General features: G+C 44.3%; 20 protein-coding genes and 2 pseudogenes. 10 read left to right on the forward strand and 12 right to left on the reverse strand.

What is annotated here, in order from left to right:
- Positions 1-18 precede the first annotated feature (18 nt).
- Both EVJ20_RS13050 and EVJ20_RS15400 read right to left on the reverse strand, forming a co-directional pair.
- Positions 19-1,044: a restriction endonuclease gene (locus EVJ20_RS13050; protein ID WP_236636433.1), complete on the reverse strand. Its 1,026-nt coding sequence runs from the start codon at positions 1,042-1,044 to the stop codon at positions 19-21.
- Positions 1,041-1,558, reverse strand: a pseudogene (locus EVJ20_RS15400) (DUF2399 domain-containing protein). Before EVJ20_RS15400 ends, EVJ20_RS13050 begins: the two are co-directional and overlap by 4 nt.
- A gap of 277 nt (positions 1,559-1,835) precedes the next feature.
- Between EVJ20_RS15400 and EVJ20_RS13065 the strand changes: the two are divergent.
- Both EVJ20_RS13065 and EVJ20_RS13070 read left to right on the forward strand, forming a co-directional pair.
- Positions 1,836-2,150 carry a hypothetical protein gene (locus tag EVJ20_RS13065; protein ID WP_131508470.1) on the forward strand — a complete coding sequence of 105 codons (315 nt, stop codon included), beginning with the start codon at positions 1,836-1,838 and terminating at the stop codon, positions 2,148-2,150.
- Between the two features lies 1 nt (position 2,151).
- Positions 2,152-2,499: a type II toxin-antitoxin system RelE family toxin gene (locus tag EVJ20_RS13070; RefSeq protein ID WP_131508472.1), complete on the forward strand. Its 348-nt coding sequence runs from the start codon at positions 2,152-2,154 to the stop codon at positions 2,497-2,499.
- 39 nt (positions 2,500-2,538) lie between these two features.
- Here EVJ20_RS13070 and EVJ20_RS13075 read toward each other — a convergent pair.
- Positions 2,539-3,483, reverse strand: a pseudogene (locus EVJ20_RS13075) (DUF5692 family protein).
- 66 nt (positions 3,484-3,549) lie between these two features.
- Positions 3,550-4,368, reverse strand: a complete 819-nt coding sequence (locus EVJ20_RS13080; protein ID WP_131508474.1) for a hypothetical protein — start codon at positions 4,366-4,368, stop codon at positions 3,550-3,552.
- Positions 4,369-4,524: 156 nt separating this feature from the next.
- Between EVJ20_RS13080 and EVJ20_RS13085 the strand changes: the two genes are divergently transcribed.
- From EVJ20_RS13085 to EVJ20_RS13100, 4 genes are all read left to right on the forward strand, one after another.
- Positions 4,525-5,121: a TetR/AcrR family transcriptional regulator gene (locus tag EVJ20_RS13085; RefSeq protein WP_131508480.1), complete on the forward strand. Its 597-nt coding sequence runs from the start codon at positions 4,525-4,527 to the stop codon at positions 5,119-5,121.
- Positions 5,122-5,608: 487 nt separating this feature from the next.
- Complete coding sequence (locus tag EVJ20_RS13090; RefSeq protein WP_131508483.1) at positions 5,609-5,893, forward strand: hypothetical protein; 285 nt, start codon at positions 5,609-5,611, stop codon at positions 5,891-5,893.
- A gap of 238 nt (positions 5,894-6,131) precedes the next feature.
- Entirely contained in the window at positions 6,132-7,943 is a 1,812-nt protein-coding gene (locus tag EVJ20_RS13095) for a DNA/RNA helicase domain-containing protein (protein WP_131508485.1), read from the forward strand.
- Positions 7,944-8,168: 225 nt separating this feature from the next.
- On the forward strand, positions 8,169-9,212 hold the full coding sequence (locus EVJ20_RS13100) for an HNH endonuclease (RefSeq protein WP_131508487.1): 1,044 nt from the start codon (positions 8,169-8,171) through the stop codon (positions 9,210-9,212).
- 521 nt (positions 9,213-9,733) lie between these two features.
- Here EVJ20_RS13100 and groL read toward each other — a convergent pair.
- Positions 9,734-11,374, reverse strand: coding sequence for a chaperonin GroEL (gene groL, locus EVJ20_RS13105; RefSeq protein WP_070329019.1), 1,641 nt, complete (start codon positions 11,372-11,374; stop codon positions 9,734-9,736).
- Positions 11,375-11,416: 42 nt separating this feature from the next.
- On the reverse strand, positions 11,417-11,701 hold the full coding sequence (gene groES / locus EVJ20_RS13110) for a co-chaperone GroES (protein WP_016510840.1): 285 nt from the start codon (positions 11,699-11,701) through the stop codon (positions 11,417-11,419).
- A 213-nt stretch (positions 11,702-11,914) separates the two neighbouring features.
- Here groES and EVJ20_RS13115 point away from each other — a divergent pair, with 213 nt between their 5' ends.
- Together EVJ20_RS13115 and EVJ20_RS13120 are read left to right on the forward strand one after the other, a co-directional pair.
- Positions 11,915-12,610 carry a CPBP family intramembrane glutamic endopeptidase gene (locus tag EVJ20_RS13115; protein ID WP_236635546.1) on the forward strand — a complete coding sequence of 232 codons (696 nt, stop codon included), beginning with the start codon at positions 11,915-11,917 and terminating at the stop codon, positions 12,608-12,610.
- Positions 12,611-12,626: 16 nt separating this feature from the next.
- On the forward strand, positions 12,627-12,836 hold the full coding sequence (locus EVJ20_RS13120; RefSeq protein WP_070329018.1) for a YdiK family protein: 210 nt from the start codon (positions 12,627-12,629) through the stop codon (positions 12,834-12,836).
- 13 nt (positions 12,837-12,849) lie between these two features.
- Here the strand turns inward: EVJ20_RS13120 and EVJ20_RS13125 are convergent, their stop codons facing one another.
- Together EVJ20_RS13125 and EVJ20_RS13130 are read right to left on the reverse strand one after the other, a co-directional pair.
- Positions 12,850-13,251, reverse strand: coding sequence for a hypothetical protein (locus EVJ20_RS13125; RefSeq protein WP_131490688.1), 402 nt, complete (start codon positions 13,249-13,251; stop codon positions 12,850-12,852).
- Between the two features lie 176 nt (positions 13,252-13,427).
- Positions 13,428-13,805, reverse strand: coding sequence for a hypothetical protein (locus tag EVJ20_RS13130; RefSeq protein WP_131508489.1), 378 nt, complete (start codon positions 13,803-13,805; stop codon positions 13,428-13,430).
- A 121-nt stretch (positions 13,806-13,926) separates the two neighbouring features.
- Here EVJ20_RS13130 and EVJ20_RS13135 point away from each other — a divergent pair, with 121 nt between their 5' ends.
- Positions 13,927-14,205: a hypothetical protein gene (locus EVJ20_RS13135; RefSeq protein WP_131443965.1), complete on the forward strand. Its 279-nt coding sequence runs from the start codon at positions 13,927-13,929 to the stop codon at positions 14,203-14,205.
- 34 nt (positions 14,206-14,239) lie between these two features.
- Here the strand turns inward: EVJ20_RS13135 and bsh are convergent, their stop codons facing one another.
- The 3 genes from bsh to EVJ20_RS15260 form a co-directional block, all read right to left on the reverse strand.
- Positions 14,240-15,214 (reverse strand): choloylglycine hydrolase, encoded by a 975-nt coding sequence (gene bsh / locus EVJ20_RS13140; protein WP_131508490.1) that lies wholly within the window; start codon positions 15,212-15,214, stop codon positions 14,240-14,242.
- A gap of 132 nt (positions 15,215-15,346) precedes the next feature.
- Positions 15,347-15,742, reverse strand: a complete 396-nt coding sequence (locus EVJ20_RS13145) for a hypothetical protein (RefSeq protein ID WP_131458207.1) — start codon at positions 15,740-15,742, stop codon at positions 15,347-15,349.
- 14 nt (positions 15,743-15,756) lie between these two features.
- Positions 15,757-15,915, reverse strand: coding sequence for a hypothetical protein (locus EVJ20_RS15260; RefSeq protein ID WP_173647387.1), 159 nt, complete (start codon positions 15,913-15,915; stop codon positions 15,757-15,759).
- Between the two features lie 117 nt (positions 15,916-16,032).
- Between EVJ20_RS15260 and EVJ20_RS13150 the strand changes: the two genes are divergently transcribed.
- Positions 16,033-16,368 carry a TM2 domain-containing protein gene (locus EVJ20_RS13150; protein WP_131466356.1) on the forward strand — a complete coding sequence of 112 codons (336 nt, stop codon included), beginning with the start codon at positions 16,033-16,035 and terminating at the stop codon, positions 16,366-16,368.
- A 37-nt stretch (positions 16,369-16,405) separates the two neighbouring features.
- Here the strand turns inward: EVJ20_RS13150 and EVJ20_RS13155 are convergent, their stop codons facing one another.
- Positions 16,406-16,990 carry an NADPH-dependent F420 reductase gene (locus EVJ20_RS13155; RefSeq protein WP_071399018.1) on the reverse strand — a complete coding sequence of 195 codons (585 nt, stop codon included), beginning with the start codon at positions 16,988-16,990 and terminating at the stop codon, positions 16,406-16,408.
- Between the last annotated feature and the right edge of the window lie 14 nt (positions 16,991-17,004).

Genomic DNA, 17,004 nt, shown 5'->3' on the forward strand with positions numbered 1-17,004 from the left:
GCTACTCCTTTTAGTACATCATTCCGCCGGGACCGTGACCCACGCTCGTTTCAGAGGCAAGGAAGCCTGCATGTCTTCATCAAGTTCATCATATACTCGTAGCAACGCCTCAATCAGGTCATCCGAATCCCATAAACGCACTTTAAAGAATTGTTCTTTCGCTTTATTGCGTGCATCTTTTGTGAAGCCTCCTAGTGAGACAACCAATCCATACGTCGCGCCATAGCTTGAGACGACACCTAACAAACTGTTGATGACATCTATCCCCGCTGGTGAAGACGTTGCTTTTACTTGGACACAAATCCGAGGTTCTTCCAAGCCAAGAACACCTTTTCCCGCCAAAATGTCGACACCTCCGTCTTTCCCGGGTGGAGACACGACCGGTTGGAATCCTTCTACTTTTAAGATGGCTGCGACCAAGTCTTGCAATCGATGTCCAGCAAACTCTCGTTCAATGAGAATCCGGATTTGATCACGTCCGATTGCTTCTAAATCGACTATTTCTTCTTCATCGACATCAGTAATCTGCGGAGTAGACAGTGAATCTACGCCGTTTATGTAACGCTGCAACGCTTGTGGGATTCTTGTCTCTGCATCGTTTCGTTGAATCCGACATACCGTCATAAATGCACCAAGAGAATACAGTAAATCTTGATCTAGACGAGTTCGTGACATGTCTGTCGTTAACCACTTTACTCTTCGAATATGTCTAACCTCTTCAGCAATCGTTGTATTAAATTCGTATTCTCCTGTTACTTGTCCGATCGCTATGACCGGTTCTGTCTTCAAAGGAAGCACCACATAATCACCGATTTCCATTTCCGTCGCAAAACGCCAAATTTGATTAGTCTTGTGACTGATAGCTCGTGCTTTATCTTCCAAATATGTCTCTTCGTATAATTCAATCAAATCTTCTCTGTCTTCAATCGCAGAAAGATCACCCAGGTCCTCCCATCCAATCGCTACTAAATTGTGTTCAAGTGCCGCATTTTCTTGATGCCCTGTTCTCCCAGCTCGTACTAACCAAATTGGTTTGTTCATCATGCATTTGTCCCTTCTATTTTTAGTTGAACTACCATTTTCTCTATCAACGCCTCCTGATATCCCGCTCTCCCTCTCCGCTTCATCTCTTCCATCACGTCTTGCAACTGAATATCCGTCACCCGTTCCAGCTTCACCAATCGCTCCCCAGCCAACTCAACACTCGGATCAGACACGACATAACTTTCCAAATCCATGCACCAATAATCGAGCTTGTCGTCATAGCGTTCTTTCAACCGTACTGCCATCTGCAAGCCTTCCGGATCAAACCTCCGGCATACTTCAACTGACAACCCGATGCGACGAGCGCGTCTAGTAAGCGATACGCCGCGAGTTTGAACGGTCCGTGGGTACAAACGAGCGGTGCATTCGGCACGTCATCGAGTAAACTCGAAAACACTCCTGAGTTCTCAACAATCCACACCGTTTTCCCATGACTCTGATAAATCCGGTCAACGTTCAACAACTCCCGCATCGGCACGTTCAAGACACTGTGTGTCGCTGCCGCCCCCGCCATATCGGATACTCCGTCCCATCACCTTCCGCCGTCAAATACGTGGCTTCTTTAATCTTCTTTTGTAGACCTGATTGCATGCGGTTGCTCCTCTCAGCTAATCTCCATGATTAAGCATAATACAGATCTGTTAGAGCGGAAATAGGAAGTTCCTATTTTTGGAAGAGGATGAACAATTTCGTGGCAGGTGTATTATTAATCATTTAATTAAACGATTAATAATACGCATTTTATGGTATAGTATATGTAACGTAAAACGTTGTGAAGGAGGCGCATGAAGATGGGAACACTAAAAGAAAAATCAGCTGTCACATTGACGGCTGACCAAATCATTCCAACGACAACTGTTGCCCGGTCTTTTAAAAAAGTTCGTGAAAAAGCACAAGCTGTCCCTTTGTTCGTGACAAATGCACAAGGGGAAATTGATACTGTGCTCGTTGGATTTAATCAATTTGAAGAAATGACTGAATTGATTCAGCGACAAGCTGCTCTTCTTGAAGAACTAGAACTACTCTCTCGTTTGAACGACGCCACTCAACATCCAGATGAGTTTGTGGATGCAGACGACGTATTTAAGGAATTAGGCATCGAGTAATATGTTCAAAGTCGAATTTCACAGAAAAGCCGTCAAAGAACTTAAAAAACTGGATGCGCAGATTATCCGGATCATTAAACAAGACATCGATCAAAAATTGAAAATCGACCCTATTGGTTATGGGGAACCGCTCCGTGGTAAATTAACGGGATGCTACAAATTAAAGTACAAATCTATGAACCTCCGTCTCGTTTATACCGTCAAACAAGATCAGTTGACGATTATGCAAATTACAGAAGAGGATGAACTTGAAGGTGTTGTTCGTATCTTGTCCATCGGAGAACGCACACGAAAAAAAGTATATAAAGAAGCAGAACTACGAAAAGCCCAAGAAGAATCCGACGTGTGATTCTTCCTGGGCTTTTTTTAATCAATGGATACGAATCACTTAAGCACTCAATCCATTATCTTCCATGATTTCTTTATACGCTTTTGTATCCACGTATATCTCATCCTTAAGCGGATTGAGCTTCAACTTGCGAATACGGTAAAACTGATAAGCGACTAATGCAATATTAGCTAACAAGGACACTAAACTGACGATGAAAAACGCTCTTGGGTCATGTGTCGAGGCTACAGGTGCAAGTCGATCTGCAAATGAAGGAACGGTCATAATAAACATAATCCATAAAGCTAGCGTATGAGCCCGATGTTGTAGCCACGCGCCTTTTTTGATGAAGAAGGAAGGAATCGTACAAGCTAGTAACAGCGCAAATCCAGCGTAAAACGAATGATCTGAAATGCAGTTATACACGTACGCGAAGTTTCATAAATCATATGCGATAATCCAAGGCCAAATCATATCTGGCCAAATCATGTCTTTTGATTTATCTTTAGAAATTTTAATGCCGACCCATCCACAGATTGCAACGATATTTAGTAACCCCGCTATGCCATTCATAATATTCCATGGTCCTGACATGACCCAAAGGTTGTCGATATACGCTCCGTCCCAGGCACCATACATATACACTTGAAAGTCACGAATACATGCCTCTAAAATATTGAGCGCTAGAATTCCCGGCGGAAACCATAGGACCCACTTCTTCTTCGCGATCGACGGATAATAACGAATGGCCATGAAGCCAAGACATCCCGCCAAAGCAGAATACGTTTTGACCCAGTTAAACCAAGTACCTGTTCCATACTCATTGCCTGGGGCGGCTGTTGTTGGCCAAACAAAAATCGTCAATATGATAGGGAGAATAAGAAATAAGGAAATGCCACCCCATTTTGTCGTGCGACTGAACTCATTAAAAGCCATTAGTGCAAATAGGACAAAGATCCATATTCCCCATCCCATAACGTCTGTTGATTCGTATAACAAACCCATGACGGCGCCTCCTGAAACTCTTTTAGTTTGCTCACTATTGAACAAGTATGTGTAACAAAAAATGACTTATGCTGACTTCAACCGTTTAAAACTATACTGTGCTTTGTTATTGTGCAACTGCCACATATGCCAGAACACGTAAGGAACGATAATCACAAAGTTAATGACTCCCCATACGCTCATCACTTGTGGATTGAACCATGAAGTGGAATCCATGACTTTTGGGAAGATATCAAAACAAGCTCTTAACAATAAATGTGCTGCTAGCGTATATATACGAGCCGTAATGTATAATTCAGGACGTTTTTTCATAACCGGGTACAACTCGGCTGCCAACAAAATACATAACGAACTAGCGAAGTACATTGGAGATTCGGCATAAACAAAACAAGCATTCCAAGATGTATAAATGAAGTTCCAAGATCCTGTTGTATAGGCAACCAAATCCGCTGAAGAATTTTTTAGGATTTTCCAGTATTTTGGTGCGAACGGAATTGTCACACATAGTAGGAATCCACAAGCGGCATTAAAATAGTTTCCCAGCGTTATATCTTTAATCGTCGCTTCTGCAATGTTGAGGAACAGAATTGCGTAAAAGAACCACAAGAAATCATCTTTTTTCAGAAAGTCCCAGATAGGACCTTTCTTATCTTCCTGCACTGCAATTCTAGAAAATCCAACGATGATTGTCGGAATGATTACACTTAATATTTTTACCCAACGAAACCAACCGTCTACGTTCCCCATTAACCACAACGGAAATGTTAAAAGAGAAGCGAGCCAAAAGTATGCAGAAAGCTTGTAGTGCTTACGAAAGAAGACAATTACACCTAACAGAAGCGCGAAATAGATTGGCATAGATATTACATGCGGCCAAATAACCATGTTTTCACCTCATTCTTGGATTTAACAAACCGAACGTTCGTTATGTTTTTAGTGTATACCCGGCAAATCGAATAGTCAATGTGAAATAATTCACAATAATGAATTTAAGTTATTTCTCTTGCTATGTTATTCTTAATTTTGTAAGGAGGATTCATTATGAAGGTAGATGGCAAATCAAGAATACTGGTTGCAGCAAGAACAGTAATCAGTCGGCACGGATCTAATCGGGCGACAGTAAGAGCGATTGCAGAGGAAGCTGGCATGAGCACAGGGGCAATTTATCATTATTATAAAAATAAAGATGACATTTTATATGATCTTCTAGATGAAAGTCTTTCCGATTCTACACGGATTGCAAAAGGAATTGCTAAGCAAGAGTTAGGAAAAGACAAGGTGAAGAAAGAAATTTTGCAAAAGACGGAAGAACGCTTAAAAAAAGATGCGGAAAATCGTCTACAATACCATTTCGCACACGAAATACTATTAGGAAATAAGGAATTACAGCTAAAATTCAAACAAAAATATAAAGAATGGACTTTCCGGATTGAAGAAATATTAATAAATGTGTACGGACTTGAAGATACACGATTGAATCAAGCATTAACCTCATGGTTATTAGGTGCAATTGATGGCGTGATACTCCAGTATCTTCTAGACGTTAACGATAACGATGTTGAAGATATGATGGAGGTTTTCGAATTGTTATTAGAAAAAGGACTACCACCATTTATTCAACTTCTTAACGATAAGTAAATGAAATGAGTTCGGTACGATACCGGGCTCATTTTTAATTTGCTCATAAAAAATTCAACGAATTTATAATACACCTATGGTCAGAGATCTTTCAGGAAGAAGGAATAATCACGAATGACGGGACACACTGGATATTAGAAATTTATCGAAAGGGCGAATCCTCTTATCCATAATGGAAGCAACGCCTATCCACCAAAGTGGCGTGCTCTTAAAAAGTTGTTGGGTCTGCATTGATTGATCAATGTAGTTAAGCTCTTTCCTAAACATATATCAGCCTTATCAATATTTAACCACGTTAGTTTTTTTACACACTCCCTTTGTTTATTTCTCTTATTATCACTTTGAAGGAACAAACCTAAATTGGTTTTGACTCCCTTCATCAATTGTTCTGAGATATGATTTTAATCTTCATTCATCGATAAAAGGATAATGGATTGCAAAGAAAAATCTATCTTGAATTGATTTTAAATCGAAAGGATGAAGAATAATGAACAACGAAGGAGACATCACGGTGTGGTCTTATTGGAGAGCCGTTATACGTTATGGGCATGTAGGAAAACGAAAAGAAATCAGCGTTGCACGATACTTAGTGATGCCTGAAGATTCGACGATGGTCGACGCGATGACCCTTATCGATGAGATGCCAGGAACGAAGAATCGTGCCGTAGTTTCCCTTCGGAAAATCGATGCTCTCGAATACCTTGAAGGACGTCGTTCCGAGAAAGAGAATTTTTTCCTGCAAAGACTTTTCGAAGGAAAATTAGCGCAATAAGTGATAATAACCACCCTATAAAGTTTCATAACTAAATTTTATAGGGTGGTTTATTTTCTAAACACAAATCGCGGATTAATGTGAGGTTAGATTAACAGAACGTATTCTATTAAACATTATTTAACTATATTATCAGTTTATCAATTGTTGAATAGAAATGATTTCATTTTATAAAGAGGAGAATCGATTCTTCGTACGCTATACTTTCATTGAAAAGTTGAATTATGGAGGAAAACATATGGATGTAGGTTGGAGTGGAAGTATACAGGAATTTATGAAAATGGAACAAATCCAGTTTTTAAACGCACTGCAACACTCTATACCAGATGCATCTGATAGCCAAGTGCGCGCTTGGATCGATACCTATCAAAAAATAAAAATAGCATTTCAGACAACACCAAAATTGAATGCTTATATCTTGTTTGAATATCAGCTGTTGCGAGGCGGTGGCCGACGTCCGGATGTACTACTTCTTGTAAATAATCAATTACTCGTCATTGAGTGTAAGAGTTATAACGAAGTTTCAAATTCTGAGTACATTCAAACTTCTTTATATGTAAGAGATCTTGAACATTACCACTCTGAAGTACAAGAAAAAGATTTGGATGTTCATGGTCTCTTACTCCTTACAAATGCACCTGGATCTGAGCTCAAGTTCGTTAATCAATTTAAGATTTTCATTTCTTCCCTTACTGGATTCGAGCGGATTATCAAAAAAGCCGAGACACGGAATGAACGCCCTTCTCTTAACGTTCAAGAATTTTTGAGCGGAACATACCAACCCTCTCCTTCTGTAATTGAAGCAGCTCAAACTATTATAAAACGTGAACCGCTTCCCCGAGTTCGGGCACTCGATAGTAGTAATTTTGAATATGTGTACGATACGGGAGAAGCTATCATTCAACAAGCAAAGTCTAATGATGAGCACCATCTTGTGCTGATCACGGGAGAACCGGGTGCAGGTAAAACATACTTAGGTTTACTAATTGCTCACGATCATCCTGAAGCCATCTATCTATCTGGAAATGGACCACTAGTAGATGTTCTTCAACATGCGCTTCAAAATCGTACGTTTGTTCAAAGACTATATAATTACAAAATGGATTATTTAAGACGTCAGTCCGCTCCAAGCGAACATATTATTATTTTTGATGAAGCTCAACGTGCGTGGGATAAAAATAAAGTAAATCAGTCTTTAAAAAAATCGAATATCCCAGCGTCTAATCTCAGTGAACCAGACATTGTCATGAATATTGCGACTGAAGATAAAGAATGGAGTGTCACGATTGGCTTAGTAGGTGAAGGGCAAGAAATTTATTCCGGTGAAGAGGAAGGACTCCCTCTATGGAATGAGGCACTAATAAATAAGCAGGTGACAGTACATGGTAAACAAGGGGCAACTTTGTTTACACACGCAACTCGCGTCAATACATCTGAAGCGCTTCATTTAGACACTTCACTACGTTCGCATGCCGCATTAGAATACGGCCGCTTCGTGACAAGTGTCATTGATGCAGACTTCAAAACTGCAGCAGAAATCGCGAGAGACTTAGATACTTCACGATTTCATCTACGGATTACACGAGATCTTGAAACCGCAAAGTCGATTGCTCGACGACTGTACACAGATGATACAAAAACAATTGGTGTTGTTTGTGCAGGAGGAGCGGATCACCAAAAAGAAATTGATGTGCTACCTTTTAATGAGCGGAGTGATCGCCCATCGAAGATCGCGCAATATTTTAACGTCCCAACTTCTTCGTTTTATTGCAAAACATTAAATTATTCGATTACAGAGTTCCAGTCACAAGGACTGGAACTCGATTTCGCCATTTTACAATGGGACAATGATTTCTACTTAGAAGAGGGACAATGGAAGGGTAAATACTTTCAACGAAACGTCGAGAACCCGCTCCAAATTAAACGTAATGCCTATCGAGTTAATTTAACAAGAGGGCGTGACGGCCTAATCATATATGTCCCGAAGAAGCCAGAGCTTACAGAAACATGGCAGATGTTTAAAAATGTTTTAAACATACCGGAATTATAAAAAGAATAGCTACATTTTAACTGCCCTATAAAATTTGGATATGAAAATCCAACTTTTATAGGGTTTTTTTATGACCAAATATTATAAAGATATTCAAAGTTCAGATTGACGATCGCCACCTCACATAGTGAGACGGATAGTGATATTAATCTGACACGGAAAGTGATAATTTATTGACACGGAAAGTGAGACTTTGTATAATTATAAAAAAAAGGAGGTCATCTTATGGATAAAGATTCATATTTAACAACTCCTGAACTTATAGAGGAGTTAAAACTTTCAAGGTCAACAATTTACAGAATGGTTCGAGAAGGAATGCCTTATATTCAGTTTGGAAGAGACAAACACTTCAACCTTGAAGAAGTAAAAGCATGGGTAGAAACCCGACAGCGCGGAGTAGGTGCTTTATCGCCCGGAACAGTAATGAATAACGACACGTTAGCAATGACTTTCAAATGTTCAACTCAAGGCGGGATGAGACGGTCAAATACAACTCATACTCTTGTTGTGATTTCAGATCACTCGAATCTAAAAAATGTTTACGAGGATAAATGGATGAATGATATCCTCTATTACACCGGTATGGGCTTAACCGGCGATCAAGTTTTAGAAGGAAATCAAAACAAGACACTTTATGAGTCAAACGAAAATGGTATTAAAGTTTATTTGTTTGAAGTATATTCTCCTGGAGAATATACCTTTATTGGACAAGTAGCTTTAGCTGAAGAACCATTTCAAACTGATGAGGAAGATCAGGATGGGAACTTACGAAAGGCATGGAAATTCCCATTAAAAATCGTTGGAGCTTCCTATCCAATCCCAGAGGAGACTTTGGTAGAAACATATAATAGAAAAGAGAAACAAGCAAAGAAGCTTGATAGTAATGAACTAAAGAAACGTGCTAAATTAACTTCTAAAAGCACAAAACACCTCAAAAAACGAGCAGAAGAAGCGAATAAGGATAAGCAAAGAAATGTTAGAACAATAACATCGACCGCATATGATCGTAATCCGTATATCTCGGAATATGTGAAAAGGTTAGCCAATGGAGTATGCCAGTTATGTGAAAAAGAAGCTCCTTTTAAAGATGCTACTGGTGAACCATTTCTTGAAACCCACCATGTAAAATGGCTATCTAATGGCGGTGAAGATACGATTGAAAATTGTGCGGCACTTTGTCCAAATTGCCATCGTAAAATGCATTATTTAATTTTATCGGAGGATGTGGAGAAGCTAAAAGCTGTTGCTCAAAAAAATTCTGAAATATAATAAGGCCCAGGTCGGCTGGTCATTCCATCGCGTTTGTGGTTGCCATTTCCACCATGATGCAAATTAAAAATTGGAACAATTATAGATATTGCTTGATGAAGGGGAATGGAGTCAATCTAGTTGAAGAACTTGTTAAGTAAAAAGCTATGCAGTTCCAACTGAATTCAAACAAAAGTCGTCTTCAATGAACATGAAAAATCATTGAAGACGACTTTATTTTTTCACTTTTACTCATTCCTAGTTGCTAAGGCGACTACCGCTGTGTAGTGGCAGGAGCATTTTTAATCGAGGTTAATCCGTCTAGCTAATAGTTATTGTCTTTCAACTTCTCTAGAGCTTGGACAAGCTCTACTTCTTTATCCATCACCACACCTTCGTACTTCTATTTTATGTCTTTGTATCATAAGAAAATTTCATAGGATGTATTTCCCATTCGACACCTACGATTTATTTCATTTCCCTATATAAAAAAACCACCCACCAGCTTTCGCTGATGAATGGTTTTCGTTAAAGCGTATGACTTACATCATTCCGCCCATTCCACCCATGCCGCCCATGTCAGGCATGCCACCGCCAGCGCCTGCTGGTTCTGGCTTGTCTGCGATGACTGCTTCTGTTGTGAGGAACATAGCTGATACTGATGCCGCGTTTTGAAGCGCTGAGCGCGTCACTTTCGCCGGATCGACGATACCGTATGCGATCATATCGACATATTCGCCAGTCGCGGCGTTGTAGCCGATGCCGACCGACTCGTTTTTGAGCTTCTCGACGATGACCGAACCTTCTTCACCCGCGTTTTCCGCGATTTGACGGACCGGTGACTCAAGCGCACGGAGGACGAGTTTGACACCTGTCGCCTCATCCGCTGTCACTTCAGAAAGAAGTGCGCGAACCGCTGGGATGACGTTGATGTAGGCTGTACCGCCACCTGCGACGATGCCTTCTTCGACCGCTGCACGTGTCGCGTTGAGCGCGTCTTCGATGCGGAGCTTGCGCTCTTTAAGTTCTGTCTCAGTCGCTGCGCCAACTTTGACGACGGCTACGCCGCCTGCGAGTTTCGCGAGACGCTCTTGAAGTTTCTCACGGTCGAAGTCAGACGATGTCTCTTCAATCTGGTTACGGATCGTTTGAACGCGCGATTTGATCGTTGCTTCGTCTCCAGCACCTTCAACGATCGTTGTCGTGTCTTTCGTGACGACGACTTTCGATGCGCGTCCGAGCTGTTGGAGTGACGCCGACTTGAGCTCAAGACCGAGGTCTTCTGTGATGACTTGGCCGCCTGTGAGCGTCGCAAGGTCTTCGAGCATCGCTTTACGACGGTCGCCGAATCCTGGTGCTTTGACCGCGACCGCGTTGAACGTACCACGGAGCTTGTTCAAGACGAGTGTCGCGAGCGCATCGCCTTCGATGTCTTCAGCGACGATAAGGATCGGTTTCCCTTGTTGCACGACTTGCTCGAGCACTGGGATGATCTCTTGGATGTTCGAGATCTTCTTATCTGTGATCAAGATGAACGGGTTGTCGAGCACCGCTTCCATCTTGTCTGAGTCTGAGATCATGTATGGTGATAAGTATCCGCGGTCGAACTGCATACCTTCGACGACGTCGAGTTCCGTCGTGAAGCCGCGTGATTCTTCGATCGTGATGACGCCGTCGTTTCCGACACGTTCCATCGCTTCAGCGATCAATTCGCCGACTTCTTCGTCAGCAGCCGAGATGGCCGCGACTTGCGCGATCGCTTCTTTCGACGCGATCGGTTTCGAGATGGCTTTGAGTTCTTCGAGCGCACGGCGGACCGCTTTGTCGATGCCTTTACGAAGGATCATCGGGTTCGCGCCCGCTGTGACGTTCTTCAACCCTTCACGGATCATCGCTTGAGCGAGGACTGTCGCTGTCGTCGTACCGTCCCCTGCGACTTCGTTCGTCTTCGACGCGACTTCCGCGACGAGCTTCGCGCCCATGTTTTCAAAGTGGTCTTCAAGTTCGATTTCTTTTGCGATCGTCACACCGTCATTCGTGATGAGTGGTGAGCCGAACTTCTTCTCGAGGACGACGTTACGTCCTTTCGGTCCGATCGTTACTTTTACCGCGTCAGCGAGTGCGTCGACGCCGCGAAGCATCGCGTGACGTGCGTCTTCTGAGAATTTGATTTCTTTTGCCATTGTTCATTTCCCCCTAAAAAAAGTTTTGAAGAATGGTGAGTCTTAGCCTACGATTGCTAGAATGTCGCTCTCACGAACGATTAAGTATTCTTTTCCATCATGTTTCACTTCGGTACCCGCGTATTTCGAGTAGATGACCAAATCATTTTCTTTGACGTCGAGAGCGATCCGCTCGCCTTGGTCTGTCACACGGCCTGTGCCGACTGCGAGGACCTTCCCTTGTTGCGGCTTTTCTTTCGCCGTGTCAGGAAGCACGATGCCTCCGATCGTCTTTTCTTCTTTCTCCACGACTTCGATGATAACGCGATCTCCTAGTGGTTTTAACATTGAAAAAACCTCCTCCGAATATGAATGATGTATCGTTGTATCGTAAGTTTTAGCACTCATCAAAATGGAGTGCTAACACTGTTTAGTGTAGTATGAGACGATGAAAAATGCAAGCGAGAACATCGAAAAACGCTTCCACTCGCGGTCAAGAGACCTTATTTGCTACAATGGTGAAAAGGAACGCTTAACTCTTGTGAATAAGGAAGTGTTGAATTGGCCACATTAAACTCAAACCAATCGATAAATACCCGGTTTTCGATGGCGCCTAACATTCGGATCCGGCACATCATCCCAATTCTCCTCTACGCGTTCGTGCAGTTCTTCCCGCTGCTCATTAGTGGAGTCCGTCCCGAGTGGATCACCCCGCTGTCGACCGGCCTTTGGTTCGCAATCGGCTTCAGTTTAACGATCGTCATCTCGTTCTTCTTGCTTTGGCCGGACTTGAAGCTGTATAAGCAACAAGGCATCCAGTCGAACTTAAACGACACGGTCAAATGGATCGGGCTCGGGATTTTGATGCAGTACGGGCTCGTCATCGTCGCCAACCTGATTGAGACCGCGATATCAGGTGATCTCGTAGGGTCACAAAACACCGAGCAAATCGCTGATATCGTCCGTCTCGTCCCAGTCATGACGCTCTCAGTCGTCTTGCTCGGACCGATTATGGAAGAGATTTTGTTCCGCCACATCCTGTTCGGGAACTTGAGCGCCCGGTTCGGGTTTTGGATCGCGTTTGCGGTCAGTTCACTCTTGTTCGCACTCATCCACGGCGACAACAAGATCCTTGTCTATGTGGCGATGAGCTTCGCCTTCACGGTCGCTTACGCCAAGACGCGTCGCTTGATCGTCCCGATCGCGATTCACGCGTTCAACAATGCGCTCGTCATGGTCGTACTATTTTTAATGTAGAAATGAGGTGGCACATATGCCGCGACACTTAAAAGTCATGTTTTTGTTCAGTCTCTCATTCGGGATTCTGTTTACGGTCCTCGCCTACTACTCGGTGCAGGAGTATGGCTTCAGCTTCTGGACGTACTTCATCATCGCCGTAGCCGCTTACGACTTCTTCAAGGTGTACCAAATCTTGACGCTCGCTCGGAAAGAGAAAAAAGACGGGTCAGACAAATCTGCATAACGAAAGCCCGGGCTTAGGAGCTCGGGCTTTTCTTCATGTAAACAATATTTGTCGTATCAATCATTTCATCGAGTATGGCGCGTCGAAGCAAAAGACCCCGTCGTACCATCACCAATCCAACGATGACGTACAGCGTATCAAGTAACGGAACGGTCATCTCATCAAAGAACCAGATGACAACACAAAATACGAAAATCGTTGTGAAGGAGAGCGACGATACCAACTTCGAATCGACAGTCCGTTTCAGCGATATGACTGTCTCGGCGTCGAGCCGTTCAAGTTGCTCATGATAATACGTGTGCACGACAACACCGAACGCTACCCACGTGATCATGATGAACTCCCCATTCCACCATCCCAATACAAACACGATTGGGTTAAAGAGCAGAAACGCAAACAATAATTTTTTCCTCATTAAGTCCCTCCTCACGATACAGACGTCCTTCCGTTCTTCATTATAAAGTGAAATGAAATAAAGGCCTTCGTTCAACTCACGCTCGATTTGCCAATGGAGCAACTACGCGTCGAATGTCCGCTTCAGCCTATTGTCGTACTCGTTCTGTCATCTCGTCTTTGTCAAAGCCAGATGCCTTACCTCTCATCCTGTTCCTGTTCAACCGTTTGCTCATACATATGTATCTCATTCATCAAGAACAGTCCTTTTGTCGCAAACAAATACGTCAACGCGGTCAGTGCGAACTGTTGTGTCGATTGCGTCACACGCGTCGCACCAAACCCGATTAAGAAGATCACAATGAACACGATGATTGCGACAAGCCATGTCTTCTCACTCGAGCGCCAAAACAAGCGTTCTCTGATCGAGGTCGGATACTGTCCGGCTTTTCGTCGGTGCCACCGATAAAACAGCACACTCGCGATGAGAAACAATAGATGCGAAGACACACCGAAGATGGTTCCCCCGACCACCAATCCGATTCCGGCGCCAATGGCCATCTTACGTCCGTCCATTTCGCTCACCTCCTCTCTCCCCTCTATACGAAGAAGTCATCTAGAAGTTTCATTCGCTTTTGAAAAAGACGTCAATCTACGTTATATTTGATAGACAGACTATCAAATAAGGAGAGATATGATGAAGAAAGTACTTCTCGCGACGGTTGCTTCCCTGTTTCTCGTCGCCTGTTCAAACGCAGACGACCTGTCAACATACGAAGAATATGACGTGCTCGAAGAGACGATTGATGTCGCACAATATGAACCGAAAGTCGAGACGGACAACGACGGCAACCGCGTCATCCTATTCTATGAAGATGAACGTGTGGCGTATAAAAGCGTCTATGTGAAAAACGAGCGTCATTTGAAAGTCATCAGCACGGACGCTGAAACCCCGCTCTATAACGATACACTCTAAGACACAGCCCGCTTCTCAGGAAGCCGGCTGTGTCTTAATTCGCATAATGAATCTGTTGCCCGGTGACGAGCGGGTAAGCGATCAGCCGCGTCCCGTCTAAATCTTCATTGAACAGCGACACGGCCGTGATCTGGCTGTTCTCATACGTTTGATAATAATAGATGCCTCGGTCCATATTGCAGCAAGACGAATAAATCGTATATTCGAACGTCCCGTCCGCTGCCTCATTCAGCCCCCGCGTCTGCATCACGGTGTCTAATAGCTTGAAGAACTGACTGACGCTCTCGGACTCAGTCTGCCCGGAGACCGAGTTGAATTTGGCGAACGTCGCTCGTACGAATCGCGACGTCGACGATAAGTCCCCGGGTAAGCCATGACCGCCTAAGCCGAGACAATACGGTTCGAGCTCGAGTGCTTTCGCAAACGTATTGTCCGGCAGCTTCGTCGAGATATGACGGTAGTCGTTCAAATTGAACAGTTGATAGTCAAACGATGGGTTATTCGTCAACACGCCGACCGGGTTGTCGTAGACGCGCAACCCGTTTTTGAGCGGCTCCACGACGATCGACTGCTGTTGGTCGGCAATCATCCAATGGAGCGGATGCAGCCGCAGTTCATTGCTGAAATCGATGTTGACTAAGTTGATCGTCTCAAGTCGTTGCTTCGCCTCGCCCACCGTGGCACACTGTCCGAGTATCCACGGAATGAACTCGAACGGAGTCACGTTATCTAAACCGCTCGCCTCCGGTTTGAAGTCGGCGTTCCCCGGAAAATTAAGCCCGGCCATACTGAGACCTGTTTCATTCGTCGCTTCATAATAAAGCGGATAGTCATCGACGACCGTCGCCATCCCGATCATCGCGTAATGATGAGGGACGTCGCCCACGCGTCTATATGTGAAGGGATAGTTCCTAGGCGTGATCGTCACTTGTTCGTGATAGGAGACGTTCAGGTCAAGATTGCGGCCGAAATAGTGATCTTTCGTTGAATACGTGATGGCTGTACACATAACAGGACTCCTTCCGTTCCAAAACAGACAACGACACTCTTTGGTCTATTCACGTTATCCGGGGACTTCAACCACAGTTCCTGACGACAAAAGACCGGTCAAGCTGTCGCTTCACCGGTCTCGCTCGCTATGTTATACGTGACGTTCGACAGAAGGTTCCAGGTCTTGAAAAAACCAGAGACCAAAGCCCTTTAATCCGAAGACGAGCGCCAGTCCGTAATGCATGAGCGCGCGCAACGAATAGTCGATTGTCTCGACCCGAAACGAGATGAAGAACCCGATCATCAACGCGACAATCACGACGCGAAGCGTGAACGTACTTGCTTGTTCCCCGATGGCTTTCCCCGTCGCGTCACCCTGTGAATACGCCACGTCATGGCGCCAATAATAAAAAACTAACGCGAACGACATCAAAGTACTTTGAGGCACGTCCCCGAGCAGGAGTTCCACTACGACCATCCCGAGCATAACGCCCGTCCCTAGTTTCAGTACGTCTTGGTTCGAAAATTTCTCCCGAACACGAAGCATTATCGAACGCTTCTTCATAATACGATAAACCCGACCGTCAATAGTCCATACATGAAGCCAAGGACAATCACGCTGATGGCAATCGATTTATATTGCGGATACTTATGTAACACGACCGCTCCGGCAATCACGTGAATAAACGCGACGATGAACGTCAAAATGGCAAAGCCCATTTGGTTCTTCCTCTCTTCTAAAAAAATAAATAGAAATTCATGGGAATTCATCCGTTTCCCGGTACAATAAAGAATGCATTTATTATATCAATTTTTGGAAAGAAGGCACACCACACCATGAATTATTCACGTACCGATTTAACGACTGAGGAAATGCTCCTCGTCAACAGCGAAGTCGAGAAAAAGAAACGCAGTCTCGTCGTCGCTTATTTGCTCTGGTTCTTCCTCGGCGCTTTAGGCGCTCACCGCTTCTATTTCAAGAAAACAGGAACAGGCATTGCCATGCTCTTGATGGTCGTTTTGACGATTGGTTTTGGTGCCATCATCACAGGTATTTGGGCACTCGTCGACGCGTTCCTCATGCCTGGCTGGCAACAACGCGAAGTCGAGGCAATCGAAAGCGAAACGATCGCTTCGTTGAAAACTCGTAACGAGCAACAAGCAGCCTTTTAACGATCAGACGGCCACGCAATCGCGTGACCGTCTTTTTTCAGAAGTTATTCTCTTTCAAATAGAATGCGAAGTTACGATGCTTCCGCTCTTTCGTCGCGTAATGAATCCATAACCATGCGAGCGACTCGAGTTCACGGGCGAGCTTCAAGTGGTGGAGCGTATGCGCGTCGAAGCCGATCTTCGAGGCCAAGCCTTGAACGGCCCGGACCGCCTCCTGCTCGTCCCCGGCGATGAACATCATCGACATGTTCGGGTTCTCTAAGTTCTCGACCCCGGTCTGGTTGAACGCTTTGACGATGCGGACGTGCGGGGCCAAGTCCTGCAGATGTTCGGCCCCGGACTTCCCTTCCGGCCGCTCAATCGCATCAAACTCTTTGGCGATCGGGTTCGTCACATCGATGACGATCTTATCGTCCAAATCCCGGAGCGACTGAATCAAATCGATCGCCGCCGCGAACGGAGTAGTCAGTAACAGAACGTCACTGTTTGACGCCACTTCTTGGAGCGACATCGTCCCTTCCCGTTCGGTACGAGTCCCGTATAACACGTCATAGCCGACGTCCTCGAACTTGCGGCCAAGCGTCCGCCCGACCTTGCCGGCGCCTAATATCCCGATCTTCATGTATAAAGTCCCCC

Origin of the sequence: Exiguobacterium sp. SH0S1, from assembly GCF_004337165.1 — a bacterium.
GTDB lineage: Bacteria > Bacillota > Bacilli > Exiguobacteriales > Exiguobacteriaceae > Exiguobacterium > Exiguobacterium aurantiacum_A.

Excerpts from the sequence above, each read along its gene's own strand:
- EVJ20_RS13070 (WP_131508472.1), top strand. The coding sequence starts at position 2,152 with ATGTTCAAAGTCGAATTTCACAGAAAAGCCGTCAAAGAACTTAAAAAA.
- EVJ20_RS13090 (WP_131508483.1), top strand. The coding sequence starts at position 5,609 with ATGAACAACGAAGGAGACATCACGGTGTGGTCTTATTGGAGAGCCGTT.
- groL (WP_070329019.1), bottom strand. The coding sequence starts at position 11,374 with ATGGCAAAAGAAATCAAATTCTCAGAAGACGCACGTCACGCGATGCTT.
- EVJ20_RS13135 (WP_131443965.1), top strand. The coding sequence starts at position 13,927 with ATGAAGAAAGTACTTCTCGCGACGGTTGCTTCCCTGTTTCTCGTCGCC.
- EVJ20_RS15260 (WP_173647387.1), bottom strand. The coding sequence starts at position 15,915 with ATGGGCTTTGCCATTTTGACGTTCATCGTCGCGTTTATTCACGTGATT.
- EVJ20_RS13100 (WP_131508487.1), top strand. The coding sequence starts at position 8,169 with ATGGATAAAGATTCATATTTAACAACTCCTGAACTTATAGAGGAGTTA.
- EVJ20_RS13085 (WP_131508480.1), top strand. The coding sequence starts at position 4,525 with ATGAAGGTAGATGGCAAATCAAGAATACTGGTTGCAGCAAGAACAGTA.
- EVJ20_RS13050 (WP_236636433.1), bottom strand. The coding sequence starts at position 1,044 with ATGATGAACAAACCAATTTGGTTAGTACGAGCTGGGAGAACAGGGCAT.
- EVJ20_RS13130 (WP_131508489.1), bottom strand. The coding sequence starts at position 13,805 with ATGGACGGACGTAAGATGGCCATTGGCGCCGGAATCGGATTGGTGGTC.
- EVJ20_RS13095 (WP_131508485.1), top strand. The coding sequence starts at position 6,132 with ATGGATGTAGGTTGGAGTGGAAGTATACAGGAATTTATGAAAATGGAA.
- groES (WP_016510840.1), bottom strand. The coding sequence starts at position 11,701 with ATGTTAAAACCACTAGGAGATCGCGTTATCATCGAAGTCGTGGAGAAA.
- EVJ20_RS13080 (WP_131508474.1), bottom strand. The coding sequence starts at position 4,368 with ATGGTTATTTGGCCGCATGTAATATCTATGCCAATCTATTTCGCGCTT.
- EVJ20_RS13125 (WP_131490688.1), bottom strand. The coding sequence starts at position 13,251 with ATGAGGAAAAAATTATTGTTTGCGTTTCTGCTCTTTAACCCAATCGTG.
- EVJ20_RS13150 (WP_131466356.1), top strand. The coding sequence starts at position 16,033 with ATGAATTATTCACGTACCGATTTAACGACTGAGGAAATGCTCCTCGTC.
- bsh (WP_131508490.1), bottom strand. The coding sequence starts at position 15,214 with ATGTGTACAGCCATCACGTATTCAACGAAAGATCACTATTTCGGCCGC.
- EVJ20_RS13065 (WP_131508470.1), top strand. The coding sequence starts at position 1,836 with ATGGGAACACTAAAAGAAAAATCAGCTGTCACATTGACGGCTGACCAA.
- EVJ20_RS13120 (WP_070329018.1), top strand. The coding sequence starts at position 12,627 with ATGCCGCGACACTTAAAAGTCATGTTTTTGTTCAGTCTCTCATTCGGG.
- EVJ20_RS13155 (WP_071399018.1), bottom strand. The coding sequence starts at position 16,990 with ATGAAGATCGGGATATTAGGCGCCGGCAAGGTCGGGCGGACGCTTGGC.
- EVJ20_RS13145 (WP_131458207.1), bottom strand. The coding sequence starts at position 15,742 with ATGCTTCGTGTTCGGGAGAAATTTTCGAACCAAGACGTACTGAAACTA.